The sequence below is a fragment of the Thermococcus sp. Bubb.Bath genome, from assembly GCF_012027595.1.
Lineage (GTDB): Archaea > Methanobacteriota_B > Thermococci > Thermococcales > Thermococcaceae > Thermococcus.
In genome coordinates this window covers 47,455-60,454 of record NZ_SNUR01000001.1, presented here as the reverse complement: position 1 = coordinate 60,454, position 13,000 = coordinate 47,455, and the positions used below count along the sequence as shown (strand labels likewise).

The following is a 13,000-nucleotide window of genomic DNA, read 5'->3' as shown; positions in this document are numbered from 1 at the left end:
CGTGGTGATGGGAGTGAAGTTTAAGGGAAGGGCCTTTGGCGACACAGCCCGCATCGAGCTCGAAATAATGACACTAAGCGAGCTAAGGCTGGAAGATGTGAAGAACATCGATGCGGGCTCCCTAAGGCTCGAATTCAGGCCAACTTCCTCAGGTATAAAGATCATCGGCATATGGGAGGGCCCCGTTGAGAAGGCGGGAGAGGGCATAAAGAAGGCCCTTGAGGAGAGTTCCAAACTCCGTGAGAGGATAATGGGACGTATAAAGGCCAAAGCAGACTCAATAAGGAGTGCAATGCTCCAGATGGGCTTCCGCGAGGACGTTGTGGGTTACGGAAGCGCCCTCCGTTTCACCAAGCGCATCGGCGACTACGAGATGGCAGTCGTAGTTTCCACTTCCGACAACACCGTTCGGCTCGAAGTATACGGAAACGACAGGAAGATACTCAGCCCTGAAATAGAGAGCATCTTCGGCGACGTCGAGGTCGAGGAGCTTGAGGTGTACGACCTCGAAGACCAGAGCGACGAGAGGCTCGTGATAAACCTGGAGATTCCCAGGAACGAGGAGAGGCCGGAGAAAAGGATAGCCGAGGCCGTTAGGATAATCGAGAACATGCTCATGGCATGAGGGAATTTTTCAATCCTCCTCTAATTTTCTGGCAGTCTTGAGATATTTTGAAACCCCACGTGTTGGTCTTCCCTGAAAAAGCTTATAGGGAACATCAGCACATATAACAATGTGATAACATGGGCAGCGGCGATGCCCTCGGTGGGCTCTTTGAGAGCATCCTCCCCGGAACGACGGTGGCTTTCATCTACGAGACATACTCAACTAGCTGGGAGCTTCCCCTCCTCATGGTAAAGGAGATGGTTGAAAGTGGGAACGCGGCGGTGATAACAAGCTACACCAAGCCTGCAGGGCATCTCTTCAGAGATTTAAAACTAATGGGACTGGACGTCCAGAAGGCCATGGAAGACGACCTCCTTTTCATAATAGATATCTTCGGCTCCCGCTACCACCTCCAAGAGACGGCAAAGAACCTGTTCTATCTGGATCAAGTTGACCCAGAAACACTCAACCCCAAGATATGGCGTATCTACACTGAGCACATCCTTCCCAAGATAGAAAACAAGGGGCTACTCCGACTTGTATATCCCCTCCACGGTGTCGTGCAGTTTGCGGGTGAAGAACCGACGACAAAGTTGATGAGCCAGATCATAGCCCAGTATTCATCCATAAACAGCAGGAGTTCAATGGTCGTCACACTCAACAAAGACACAGTTTCTCGGAGCTTCACCGCATGGGCGGTCGAACTCAGCGACTACGTCTTCCTCTCAAGAATATTCCTAGGAAAGGGGAACATCGAAGAGCACCTCTACCTCCTCAAGGCCCCTATCCCAAACTTTAAACCTTCAGAGTTTATACTGAAGAAAACCGGAAAACATGGAAGGGAGCGCTTCAGGATAAAGCGGATTCTCGAAGAGGAAGGAAAGAAAAACGGTGAAAGGCTCACCCTCTGAACTTCGGCCTCCTGCTGAGGAGCAGGGGCAGTGGTCTCCCCTTGTAGGGGAATCCCTCGGTCTGCTGCCTTATCTCCTTAATGAGGTCTTCGAGCTGGGTCTCGACCTGCTTTCCGTCGCTCCTCCTCCTGACGGTTACCGTGTTCTGCTCCTTCTCGTTCTTTCCGACGACGATGATGTACGGTATCCACTCCTTCTCGGCCTTCCTTATCTTCTTGTTGAGCCTGTCGCCGGTGTCATCGACGTCCGCCCTTATCCTAGCTCCCTCGAGCTTGCCCGCGACATAGAAGGCATAGTCAAGAACGTCCTCGCTGACCGGAATAACGCGAACCTGTATCGGGCTGAGCCAGAGCGGGAAGCTCGGTTTTATTCCCTTCGCCTGGAGCTTCGCCTGCTTCTCCAGGATCGCGTACATGACGCGCTCTATCGCACCGCTCGGCGAGCAGTGGAGTATGAACGGGTACTGTTCCTTGCCCTCCTCGTCGTAGTAGGTTATGCCGAAGCGCTCGGCGTTCTCCACGTCGATCTGAACGGTGCTGAGGGCTGCAGCTTTGTCGAGGTTGTCAACGAAGTTGAACTCGAACTTGAGGATGAAGTAGAAGAACCTCTGCTTCCACATCTCGACGAGGACGGGCTTTCCTATAATCCTCGCCAGCTCGACTATGAAGTCCCTGTTCTCGTTCCAGAAGTCCTCGGTGAAGCGAATGGCAACCTCGTAGTCTTCTGGAGTTAGTCCAACTCCCCTGAGGACCTCCATGCTGAGCTTGTACTGCTTCTTGAACTCGTCCATGGCCTGCTTGAGGTCGCGGGCGACTGTGTGCATGTCCGGCATCGTGAAGGCCCTGAGCCTCCTGAGGCCAGAAAGCTCGCCGCTCTTCTCCCTTCTGAATGAATAGCGCGTGAGCTCGTACATCCTGAGCGGGAGGTTGCGGTAGCTTATGATGGCGTCCTTCTTTATGAGGAACTGGCCGAAGCATGCCGCGAAGCGGAGGAAGAACTTCTTGTCGCCGCTCTTTACCACGTACTGCCTGGCTGGGAAGCGGTTCAGGTACTTCTCAAGCGCTGGGTGCTCGAAGTCGTACATGATGGGCGTCTCGACCTCCATGGCACCGTAGTCAACGACCTTCTCGGTTACGTACTGCTCAAGGAGGCCCTTGATGAGCCTTCCCTTCGGGTAGTAGCGGAGGTTTCCGCCGTCGCTTCCCGGTTCGTAGTCCACGAGCTCCTGTTCAAGCATTATCCTGACGTGCGGGGGCTCCTTGTCTGCTATCCTGTTCTTGTGAATCTCGTAGTTCACGAACTTCTTCAGGTTCTCGTGGCCGGTGAAGTCGAACTTCTCAGCGTCAATCAGCTCACCCTCCGGCGTGAGGATGTACCAGTAGCTCTTAAGCACCTCCTCCTTTTCGAGGGCGATATTGCGCTCCTCCTTTGAGACCGCTTCCTCCGGAACTATCGTCCTGCTGAGCTCCGCCAGCGGGTGTCCCTTGCAGGAGAGTTTGAAGGCCTTGTAGTAGCCGAAGGGGGCGCGCTTGACCTCGAAGCCCTTCTCCTTAAGCTTCTCCTCGATTTCCCTGAGGATTTTGAGGGCTACATCGGGCCCGCCAAGCTCACTGCTGAGGTGGGCGAAGGGGTAAACGAAGATCCTTTCGGCTTTAACCTGTGAGGCAACGTCTTTGATTTCCATAACTGCTTTCTCAACGACTTTATCCGGGTTGCTCTCGTCAACCTTCTCGACGCTGATGAAAACCGCCAGAACCTCTTCCAGCCTGCCCCTCTTCTGCTCGTCGCTTATGGGCTCCGGGTTCTTCAGGGCTTTGTCCTTGACCTCGTATTCGAGGTAGTCCGAGTGTATCAGAAGCATTCTCATCCTTAACCACCACCTTAACATGGGGGGAAATTACTAAAAGTTTTCCCTCCAGCTTATAAACCTGTTTGCAGGGGAATCAACTCTCGTGTTCCCCTTCGATCTTTATTTTCAGGGGCTCGGCGAACCAGTTAACCCTCTGCGGGAAGGGTATCTCTATGCCCTCCCTATCGAGGGCCTCCTTGATCTTGCGGAGAACCCTGTACTTTGAGCGCAGGAGGTTCTGGCCGACCCAGAGCTTGCTGGGAACCCACGCCCATATAGTCATGTTCACGGAGCTGTTTCCAAGTTCGCTCACGTAGACCCTCGGTTCAGGTTCGGCCAGAACTGCAGGTTCCTCGTCCAGGACCCTCATGATGATGTCGATTGCCTTCTTGGCGTCCTCCTTATAAGCTATCCCGACGGTTATCTCAGCCCTCCTCGCAGGATACTTCTGGAGGTTGATGATTTCACTGTTGAAGAGCTTCTCGTTTGGTATCCTCACGAGTGTGCCATCCCACTGCCTGATCCTCGTCGAGAGTATTCTTATGTCGGTGACTATACCCTCAAAATCGCCTATCCTTACCGCGTCGCCTATCTTGAGGGGCTTGTCGAAGTACATGAAAACGCCCGAGATGAAGTTGGCAACGACGGTCTGGGAGGCGAAACCGAGGACGATACCGGTTATCCCGGCCGCGGCTATGACCGTTGACAGCCTGCCGCTGAGTCCGGCTATGTCGAGGGCTATGAAGAAGGCTATCGTAACTACAGTGTAATAGAACAGCTTTGCCTTAACCTGGGTCTCCGGGAGCTTCTCCGGCGGGGTTCGCATCACCATGTAGTCTCTCGACTTCTTGGCCAAGAGATAGCTGAAGTAAAAGATGAGTAAAGCGGTTAAGAGCGTGCTTATCTCAACGCCTCCCACCTTGAAAGAAACACCGAGGGCTCCGACGGAGTAAACCAACGCGACGAAGATTATCATATTGTAAAGCGTTCCAGCGGTGTCCTCGTTGAATATCCAGACGTAGTTCGTTTCCCTCGAGAGCTTGAGAAGATAATAGCGAATGAATCTGGCTATGAGATACGCGGCGATGATTATAGCTATCGCTTCGACTATCCCCTTCGGGGTTATGCTCAGTACTAGAGGTTTCTCCCACGCCGATATCGCCGCAGTCGTGTTCGTCGCGTTCACCGGATCCATCCTCACCACCTCATGAGGAAGTTGGGAAGCGCATCGCCGGGCCCAACTGAAACGAGCCCCTCTCTTGGTGCCCTTCCAGTGTTGTTTACCTCAGGAACGTGGTTCTTCAGCGTGACGATGATGAGAGGATAGTAAGCCCTCTCCGGGGAATAGTACATCGTGGTGTTCCATATCGGCATCACAAGCTTCTCCAGGGTTTTCCACTCGGAGGAGGGGTTTGATATGACCATCTTAATAACCCCCATCATGGAAGGTTCGTTCACTTCAAGGCTCCCCACATGGTATCTCGCGATGGCACCGGCCTCTATCGTGCCGTAGAGGGCGTACTTTTCCCTGGAAACCTGGAACCTATCGATGGAGGTTCCGCCAACCCTCACCTCAACCTCTACTGGCGCGTCAACAAATCCCTGAAGAGAATCCTTCGGGGGGATAATGAGGGGTTCACGCAACTTTATCATGAGAAGCCTAACTCCGTAGCCAATGGCAGGGGCGGGAAGAACGCTGAGCTTCTCCCCATCCTTGATTTTTATCAGCTTTTCAAGGTCTTCCCTCCGGTATCTAACCAGACCCGGGGAAGCCTCAAGGAGGTGGATTTTAGTGTCCCCTATTTTTATGAACTGGGTTTTGAGCTCGTGCTCACCAAACATGGTTATACTTTAGTGCTCAACTGGATTTAAGGTTATCGCGGTGCAAAGGCTTAAAAAATCCAGTCAAAAATTCAATGAGAGGTGAGGGGAATGGAGGAAAAGAAAAAAGCGAGCGAAGGACAGCTCGTTCTTCCAGGGGACTACCTAGGAGTCATCGAGGAATACCTACCAGGGGAAGGCGTTAAAGAAGAAAACGGGGAACTTATAGCCACGCGGGCGGGTAAAGTAAGGATAGACCCGGAGAGGATGGAGATTCACGTTGACCCAGTTACGGATGTCCCACCCCTTCCAGAGGTCGGAGACATAGTCCTCGGACGCATCATTGAGGTCAGGGGACAGAACGCCCTGGTGGAACTGATACGAATAGAGGGGAAGAATGGAAGGGACATAGCCACCTCCAAGATTGCGGGCATACACGTCTCTCAGGTCAGGAACGGTTTCGTCGAGGATCTGAGCAAGGAGTTCAAGATTGGGGACATCGTCCGTGCGAGGGTCATATCCAACGAGAAGAGCCCCATCCAGCTCACAACCAAGGCCCCAGACCTGGGGGTGGTCTACGCCCTCTGCTCCCGCTGCAGAACACCACTGATAAGGCGCGGAAACCAGCTCATCTGTCCGAAGTGCGGCAACGTTGAAACGAGGAAGCTCTCCACACTCTACCGCAAGCTGGTGATCTGAATGGCCCGGGCGAAGCGGGTGATAACTATACACGTAAGGGACGAGCGCGAAAAGGAGGAGTTCATGAGAGAGCTCCAGAGGCTGAACCTACCAGCTTTCATATACGTCCACGGCAAACTGGATTCAATCAAAATAAACGTGCAGGGAACTAAGGACGAGATAAGGGAGGCCATCGGGAAGATAAGGGCGATCCACAACAGGGTGAGGGCAAAGCTCTCTCCGGACAAGGGCGGCCTCTACCACTACTCGCCAGACGACCTCTTCAGGGACGCCGGAACCAGTGTCTCAATCCCCATAATCGTCAAGACCCTCGAACTGATGGGGGAGACAGTGAAGCTGAAGGAAGACGGGAGCGAGGTAGTATCGTCCGTTCCGTGGGAAGAGCTTGTGGAAATCGTCAAGAACCTGGGGGAGGCCCTCTCGGAGATCTCCCTCCAGACCACGAGGCAGATAAGAGAGGTCGTCCTTCCCGTCTCCGTGGCCTTTGGAATGGAGCCTGAGGACGTTCTCAACCTTCTCGTGGACCTGGGTATAGCGGAGTGGAAGGAGGATAAGTTTAAATACGAACTCGTCAAGAACAAGGGGCATGCCCTGGAAATGCTGATACGTCATCTTGAGGGAGAGGAAGGTGATAGCGATGAAGATTGAGGTCATAAAGAGGGAAGGGAACACGCTTGAGTTCTACCTTGAGGGAGAGGATCACACGTTCGCAAACCTTCTCGTGGAGACACTCCACGGGGACGAGCACGTCAAGTTTGCGGCCTACTCCATAGATCATCCCATACTCATGGCGAGGAAACCGAGGTTCAAGGTCACCACCGACGGAGAGGAAATGCCGGAGAAAGCCCTTGAGAAGGCTGCCCAGAAGATATTTGACAAGGCGAGGGAAGTCCTAGACGCCTGGAACACCGCCATAAGCTCCTAAACCCCTTTTATTATTAGGCGGAATTTTTTTAAAGGTTGAGAGTACATTTTCAAACATGGACAAGTTGAAATTCAAAGGTTCCATCAGACCAGTACATGCCCTCATCGCGGTCATCGCAGTTGCCCTGCTGGTGAGGGCTTACCTCGCTCCATTCTCCGCGGGCAGCGACATCCCCCAGTTCTACGGTTTCGGGAACACGATGCTCCATCATCCCCTTGACTTTTATGCCTATGCCTCAGGAGACCACTGGAAGGCGGAGGGGTGGCCATATAACTGGCCCTACGTATACGGTCCGGCTCTCGCCTACTTCTTGGGCTTTCTCCGCCTTCTGGGAATCGGGAGCATCAAATATTTCTGGGACTCCAGCGGGTATCACGTCTATATCGCCCGCTCGTGGGTGGTGGCTGTTAAATCACTCTTCATCGCGGCAGACATAGGTATAGCCGGGGTTCTGTACGCATACGCCTCAAGAAAACTCAAAAACGGATGGACGGGGGTTCTCCTCGCGGCCCTCTACCTCTTCAATCCGATGGTGATATACGTCTCGTCGATATACGGGATGTTCGACGGAATGGCAGTCCTGCCCTTCCTGCTGGGCATCTACTTCCTCGAAACCGGAAACAGAAAGCTCGGCTATTTTCTCATCGGCTTCAGTCTGGCCGTCAAGCACACTATCCTCTTTCCAGCGATAATCGTTCTGTGGGACGCTTTCCTCAGAGGAAGATGGAAAGGCCTCATGAAGTCCCTAAAGCCATTTCTGGCCGGTATCATTGTTCCCTTCGCGCCCTTCCTTCTCAGACCATCCTCTCTCCTGAAAATCCCAAAGCTGATGCAGGGGATGGAACCTGGTTACACGTATCCAATCTCATACAACCTCAACGGTGTGGTGAGCCTCTTAACGTACGTGCACGACAAGGCGGGAATAGACACTATGTTCTACATGAAGCACTGGTGGCTCTTCTCGCTGGCGGCCCTCGGAGTGGTTCTCTTCATCCACATGAAAACCCGGAACCTTGAGCTGTCGTTGGCCCTCTCTTACACGGCCTTTCTCCTCACATACTGGCGCGTCAACACCCAGTACACCCTGCCTTTCTTCGCGTTCATGGCGCTTGCCCTCGTCTCGTCGGACTGGTCCACCCGCGCCCTTGAGCTACTCGCGGGATTACCCGCCACACTATGGCCCCTAATGTTCCCCACGAGCTTCTGGTTCCACGTCCACTTTGAGAAACCCAACTGGGATATGGTGAGGTTTATAGACCGCCACACTCTAATGGTGTTCGATACGTGGCCCTTCGTCGAGCTCTCCCTAATCTTCACGTTCCTGCTGTTTGCTCTGATTACCTGGGCCCTCGCCGCAACCCTTTCAGGAGGATGCAGAAATGGAGAACCCACTTAAAGGGGTATCATACGAAAAGGATTTCAAAGACAAAGGGCTGGCCACCCTCGGCGATTCACTGGCCAACTTCATCTACTCCCTCGCCCTGAGCAGTTACACTGGGAAGCCCACGGGGGGAAGGGTCCCGAACGCGGCCTTCGCCATAGCGCTTGAAATGGCGGGCCTTAGAGAGGTAATTCCACGGAGAACGGACAAACACGGTAAAGGTGACATTGCCGAGGCCCTCCTAGCTTATGCATGGCTTCAAAGTAAGATAAGCGTGAAAGAGGCCGTTGGGATACTGTCCCACAACTTCACGGATGATGTCCTTCACCCATACCGGAACAAAGAGGCCCTTGGAAAGGCCTTTGGAGAGCTGTTCAAAGTTATAAAAGAGCGGCTCGGCCTCTAAATCCTTGGGCCCATTATGCCCTGCTTTTTCAGCTCCGCGTATGCTTTCCTGAGGGCTTCCCGTATGAGGTGCCGCTTGTTTATCCCACCGAGCTTCCTGGCGGCCCTTCTGAGACTCCCGGAACGGAGGAAGAGCTCGATGAGTTTTCTGTCCTCCTCCGAAAGGTCGAGGTGCTTTAGAGCTTTCTCCGCTATCTCCAGTGGGTTATTGCCCTCGTACGCATAATCGGAGGAGGTCGGAGGCCTTTCAAACTTCTCAACGAGCCTGAAGCGTATCACATGAGCAGGGGAATCCAGCGAAACTTCCTTGTAGTGTGTTTTGAGGCCATTGATGAGCTCCTCCCTGCTTGAAAATCCGTCCAGAAAGGCATCCTCATCCGTCAGCTCTCCCACAGTTTTGCTTTCGATCTTCTCAATCAGGGCCCTCCCGATGGCGTAACCACCGGAGTGCATCACCACCTCGTCCCCTTCACCAAGGTTAGGCCTCCTTCCGAGCCTGACCGTGGCCCTCTTCCGACCGCTCAGTATTGCCTTGGCGTACCTCCCGTCAAACTCAAGGTGCCTCATAATCTCACCGTTCGGGGCTCAGGAGCTTGAACCTCATGGCGATCACACCGTAACGGTTCTCCTTCCACTTCGGATAAAGGCCGTGGAAGCGCTTCACAGCCCTCTCAAACTCCGGATCGTCAGGGAATATCTTTGCTATCGGCTCCTCGCGGAGGGCCTGCCTGAACGTCTCGTAGCGCTTCACCCCCGTGACGACCGCCGGAACCTCGTCGTTGAATATTATCTTGTCCCCGGGCTTTATGTCCCTGAACTGAGGGTAATCCGCCCTCACCTCAATCTTTTTCTCGCCGGACTTTATGTAATCCAGGTACTCCTCACGAACCCTCAGTCTGTATACCTTCATGTTCATCCCATCCATAATCCAAGGGAAACTTTTAAATCTAACCGGAGCGAAATTAATATGGAGCTGATAATATGGTCGAAGTGCGGGGATACAGGCGGGCCCAGAGTGCCATTGAATATCTCTTCATGCTCGCGGCGGCGCTGATACTCGTGGCCATCGCGCTGAAGGCGGTCATGGACAGCACAAAGTACCTGGAGAAGAACGTCTCTGACTACACCAGCGTCGTCAGGAAGAAGGTTCTTGAGAACCTGTGAATACTTCTTCGGGGGAGACACTATGCTTGCTTATGAGGTAGTCGTACTTATCGTCGGTTCTACCATGGGGATTCTAACGTCGTACACCGATATGAAGACCGGTTTCATCTTTGACAACCATGCCTTTCCCCTTCTGGGCCTGATTGAACACCTGAAGGGGGCAGAAGAAGAGGAAGAAGAGGAACTACCCCTCCCCAAGTGGGTTGGAAAGGTAATCGTGCCAGCAGCCGAAATCGGGATTCTTCTCTACCTGTACCTCGGACTCAGAAATGGAGACATTCTGCTTGCCCTGTCCGGTTTAATAGGGCTGATCTTCGGGTTCATTCTTGGAATGGTGCTGTACTACGCAGGGGCATGGGCCTCAGGTGACGTCGTGGTTCTAGCGGCCTTCTCGGCACTCCTGCCCCTCCCCCTGAGCTACGCAAAGGTAGTGGCCCCGTACGAGAGCACCTACCCCCTCTATCCCCTGTCGATCCTCTTCAACAGTATTCTCGCCATCTTTCCGTTCCTCTTCTTCTACGCACTCGGCATACTCCTGGTGAGGAGAGAGACTGAAGAACTCAAGGCCGTCTTCACTGAGGGGTTCACATTAACCATGGAGGTCTCCCTGTGGGTAATGGCAGGAATAGGGGCTGCTATACTCCTTGAGAACCACGGAATTGTGCTCAACCCGGTCGTTAAGTACCTCCTTACACTCGTCATTATAGCCGTGTTCGGGAAGTACAGAAAAGCGGGAGACGCGGTGGGTCTTGCAGTTCTGGGGTATCTCCTCTACGTAGGGGGCACCGATGTCGTCTACGCCTATGGAAAGCTCTTCGCAGTCCTGTACGTCTTCAAGGTGTTCTTCTCGGTCGTCAAGGTTCTCCGCAGGAGGGCGCTTGTGGAGGAAGTTCCAGTGGAGGAGCTCAGAGAATGGGATATCCTGGGGGAGACCATATACCTTAACGGCGATGACGTCGTCCGCGACAGGCGGGACTTCTTTGAGGCGCTGAAGGATGCACTACTCTCTGGAAACCTCAAAGCCCTCTCCGGAAGCCAGGGGGAAGTTATAGCATCACCAAGCGCCGAGGGGCTCAGCGGGGAGCAGGTAGAGAAGCTCAAAGAACTGGTCAGCGAGGGGAAGCTGGAGAACAGGTTCATCAGAAAGAAGTCGATGCCGTTCGCACCCAGCATCTTCCTCGGTTTCCTCATCTCAGCCCTTTGGGGAGATATCTTCTGGTGGCTGATACTCAAGACGGCGGGGCTTTAAAGGGGTCAGGGAAGGGCGTGCTCATCACACCTCAGCAAAGCAAAAGCTCGTCATCCCCCTTGTGTTCCCTTCCGTTATTCCGTTATTGAGAGTCACCCCCAACGAGGCCCCGGATTATCTCCATTACTTCCCACAGATTTTCAACGACGTGGTCCCCCTCAACGCCCCCATGTGGGTTTATCGCTATGCTGACATCGGCCTCACGGAACATGGCTATGTCGTTGTAGCCATCTCCGACGGCAACCGTAAGCTCCGGTCGGAGCTCCTCCTTCAGGCGACGGAGAATGGGGCCCTTCCCCGTGAAATCAACGTGGGGATAAACTTCACCAGTTAGAACCCCGTTCTCGTCAAAAACGAGCTCGTTCGCAAACACGTAATCAGCCTCGAGTTCCTTTCCAACCCTACTGGCAAGGCACATCAAGCCGCTGCTCAGAATGGCAGTTTTGAAGTCGTTTCTTCGCAGGAAGTCGAAGAGCTCCCTCACCCCTTCCATATACTCAAGGGATTCCACCCACTCCAGTATCTCCTCCCTCCGGTGCCCCCTCCACAGTGAGGCGTCCAGTCTGGCCCATGTCGCGTAGTCGATTTCACCGTTGAAGAACATCTGAGCGTACTCGCTTCCCTTATCCCACGTCCCAAAGCGTTTGTGGAGCTCAACCCAACCCGAAACTGATTTCACCAGAGTTCCCTCAAGATCAAAAGCCGCCAATCTCATCTTCTCACCTCATCCCATTGACTTCATCAGTTTATAAACTTCCCGCGGGATATAACTTAAATATCCAAACAACGTAGTAGTCACGGTGAAAAAGGTGGTCTACGTTGGCGAAATACTGAAGACTCTGGAACGTGTTCCCTCAGGAATTCCAGGGCTGGATGAAGTTATAGGTGGGGGCTTCCTTCCAGGCAGGGTTTATCTCATCACAGGGCCGCCGGGAAGCGGCAAAACCACCATCGGAGTTCAGTTTCTGGTGGAGGGCGCGAAAAACGGGGAGAAAGGTACGTTCATCTCCCTGGTCGAGAACCCAAAAATCATAGTGCAGGATATGCTGCGTTACAATTTTGGCCTGCTTGGATACCTCCAGTCCAAGACGATAACCTTCCACGACCTTGGAAGCCGGCTCCTGCGCACCGAATACCGCCTCACCTGGAACGAGCTCTTCAACACGATCCTCCAGATAATCAACGAGGAGGGGGCAAGTAGGGTCGTTATCGATTCATTTACATCGATGGAACACCTGGTTAAAGACCCGGATAACAAGCGCTGGGCGCTGGGGCGGTTCATCAGAGCCCTCCAAGAGCTGGAAATCACAACAGTGGTAACCGCAGAAATGCTCCAGGGTGACGCATACACAGACGAGCACTACCTATCGGACGGTGTCATAGTGATACACCATTTCATGAGGAACTACCAGATGGTGAGAGCCCTGCAGGTGCTGAAGATGCATGGAGTGCCCCACGACAGCAACATGAAGCGGATACGGTTCACAGACGAGGGAATTAGGGTCTATCAGGAGGCCCCGTTCTGAGGTGATTGCGATGGCAAAGAAGAAGGAAACAGTGGATAAAGAGAAGGTTCGCGGGCTTCTTGAAGAGGCCTACAATCTTGGCTACTTCCTGGGTTACCACGGCCACAGTGACTGGTTGGGCTGGGCAAGGGAGCAAAGGGAAGAGCTGTACAAGAAGGCTGAGGAGCTGGGAGTTTACTCCCTTGTAAAGGAGGCGTACGCTAGGGGAAAGGAGGACGGAGCAAAGAAGAAAGAGGAGGACATCCATCTCGGACTCATAGAAAAGGGCAAGATAAGCGAGGAGGTTAGACCTAAGCCTAAGATAGTCGCTCCCCCAGAGGAGACCGCCAGACCCGCGGAAGAGAAGATTAGAGCGGAATTTGCCCGCTTCCTCCAGACCACAAAGCTCGTTCTCCCGCCGGAGTTTCTGGATACACTTAAGCACCTTGAAATACCCAGAATGCTGAAGCTGGGGGAGGAGTAA

General features: G+C 53.4%; 17 protein-coding genes. 11 read left to right on the top strand and 6 right to left on the bottom strand.

Features of this window, described 5'->3' with window-relative positions; genetic code table 11:
• The first annotated feature begins 13 nt into the window (after positions 1–13).
• A complete protein-coding gene (locus tag E3E29_RS00350; RefSeq protein ID WP_167909741.1) occupies positions 14–625 on the top strand; it encodes a hypothetical protein in 612 nt (203 codons plus the stop codon).
• Between the two features lie 119 nt (positions 626–744).
• Positions 745–1,518 (top strand): hypothetical protein, encoded by a 774-nt coding sequence (locus tag E3E29_RS00345; RefSeq protein ID WP_167909013.1) that lies wholly within the window; start codon positions 745–747, stop codon positions 1,516–1,518.
• Here the strand turns inward: E3E29_RS00345 and E3E29_RS00340 are convergent.
• The 3 genes from E3E29_RS00340 to E3E29_RS00330 form a co-directional block, all read right to left on the bottom strand.
• Positions 1,508–3,385, bottom strand: a complete 1,878-nt coding sequence (locus E3E29_RS00340) for a threonine--tRNA ligase (RefSeq protein ID WP_167909012.1) — start codon at positions 3,383–3,385, stop codon at positions 1,508–1,510. The genes E3E29_RS00345 and E3E29_RS00340 overlap by 11 nt on opposite strands.
• A 76-nt stretch (positions 3,386–3,461) precedes the next feature.
• Entirely contained in the window at positions 3,462–4,562 is a 1,101-nt protein-coding gene (locus tag E3E29_RS00335; RefSeq protein WP_167909740.1) for a mechanosensitive ion channel family protein, read from the bottom strand.
• A gap of 2 nt (positions 4,563–4,564) precedes the next feature.
• A complete protein-coding gene (locus E3E29_RS00330) occupies positions 4,565–5,209 on the bottom strand; it encodes a DUF432 domain-containing protein (protein ID WP_167909011.1) in 645 nt (214 codons plus the stop codon).
• 90 nt (positions 5,210–5,299) lie between these two features.
• On the opposite strand from E3E29_RS00330, the gene E3E29_RS00325 reads away from it, so the two are divergent.
• The 5 genes from E3E29_RS00325 to E3E29_RS00305 are packed head-to-tail and all read left to right on the top strand — an operon-like array spanning position 5,300 to position 8,599.
• Positions 5,300–5,887, top strand: a complete 588-nt coding sequence (locus E3E29_RS00325) for an exosome complex RNA-binding protein Csl4 (protein ID WP_167909739.1) — start codon at positions 5,300–5,302, stop codon at positions 5,885–5,887.
• Positions 5,888–6,535, top strand: coding sequence for a DUF2067 family protein (locus E3E29_RS00320; RefSeq protein WP_167909010.1), 648 nt, complete (start codon positions 5,888–5,890; stop codon positions 6,533–6,535).
• On the top strand, positions 6,525–6,812 hold the full coding sequence (locus tag E3E29_RS00315) for a DNA-directed RNA polymerase subunit L (protein ID WP_167909009.1): 288 nt from the start codon (positions 6,525–6,527) through the stop codon (positions 6,810–6,812). Before E3E29_RS00320 ends, E3E29_RS00315 begins: the two co-directional genes overlap by 11 nt.
• Positions 6,813–6,867: 55 nt before the next feature.
• Entirely contained in the window at positions 6,868–8,208 is a 1,341-nt protein-coding gene (locus E3E29_RS00310; RefSeq protein ID WP_167909008.1) for a hypothetical protein, read from the top strand.
• A complete protein-coding gene (locus E3E29_RS00305; RefSeq protein ID WP_167909007.1) occupies positions 8,192–8,599 on the top strand; it encodes a ribonuclease III family protein in 408 nt (135 codons plus the stop codon). Before E3E29_RS00310 ends, E3E29_RS00305 begins: the two co-directional genes overlap by 17 nt.
• On the opposite strand, the gene E3E29_RS00300 is transcribed toward E3E29_RS00305, so the two are convergent.
• Both E3E29_RS00300 and E3E29_RS00295 read right to left on the bottom strand, forming a co-directional pair.
• Positions 8,596–9,165: an ASCH domain-containing protein gene (locus E3E29_RS00300; RefSeq protein WP_167909006.1), complete on the bottom strand. Its 570-nt coding sequence runs from the start codon at positions 9,163–9,165 to the stop codon at positions 8,596–8,598. The genes E3E29_RS00305 and E3E29_RS00300 overlap by 4 nt on opposite strands.
• 4 nt (positions 9,166–9,169) lie before the next feature.
• Positions 9,170–9,508, bottom strand: coding sequence for an ASCH domain-containing protein (locus E3E29_RS00295; protein WP_167909738.1), 339 nt, complete (start codon positions 9,506–9,508; stop codon positions 9,170–9,172).
• A gap of 71 nt (positions 9,509–9,579) precedes the next feature.
• On the opposite strand from E3E29_RS00295, the gene E3E29_RS00290 reads away from it, so the two are divergent.
• Both E3E29_RS00290 and E3E29_RS00285 read left to right on the top strand, forming a co-directional pair.
• Complete coding sequence (locus E3E29_RS00290; RefSeq protein ID WP_167909005.1) at positions 9,580–9,762, top strand: class III signal peptide-containing protein; 183 nt, start codon at positions 9,580–9,582, stop codon at positions 9,760–9,762.
• A 22-nt stretch (positions 9,763–9,784) separates the two neighbouring features.
• Positions 9,785–11,011, top strand: coding sequence for an A24 family peptidase C-terminal domain-containing protein (locus E3E29_RS00285; RefSeq protein WP_167909004.1), 1,227 nt, complete (start codon positions 9,785–9,787; stop codon positions 11,009–11,011).
• An 82-nt stretch (positions 11,012–11,093) separates the two neighbouring features.
• Here E3E29_RS00285 and E3E29_RS00280 read toward each other — a convergent pair whose 3' ends face one another.
• Positions 11,094–11,726, bottom strand: a complete 633-nt coding sequence (locus tag E3E29_RS00280) for an HAD-IB family phosphatase (RefSeq protein WP_167909003.1) — start codon at positions 11,724–11,726, stop codon at positions 11,094–11,096.
• 85 nt (positions 11,727–11,811) lie between these two features.
• Between E3E29_RS00280 and E3E29_RS00275 the strand changes: the two genes are divergently transcribed.
• Positions 11,812–12,537, top strand: a complete 726-nt coding sequence (locus tag E3E29_RS00275) for an ATPase domain-containing protein (protein ID WP_342764638.1) — start codon at positions 11,812–11,814, stop codon at positions 12,535–12,537.
• A gap of 10 nt (positions 12,538–12,547) precedes the next feature.
• Entirely contained in the window at positions 12,548–13,000 is a 453-nt protein-coding gene (locus E3E29_RS00270; protein ID WP_167909002.1) for a hypothetical protein, read from the top strand.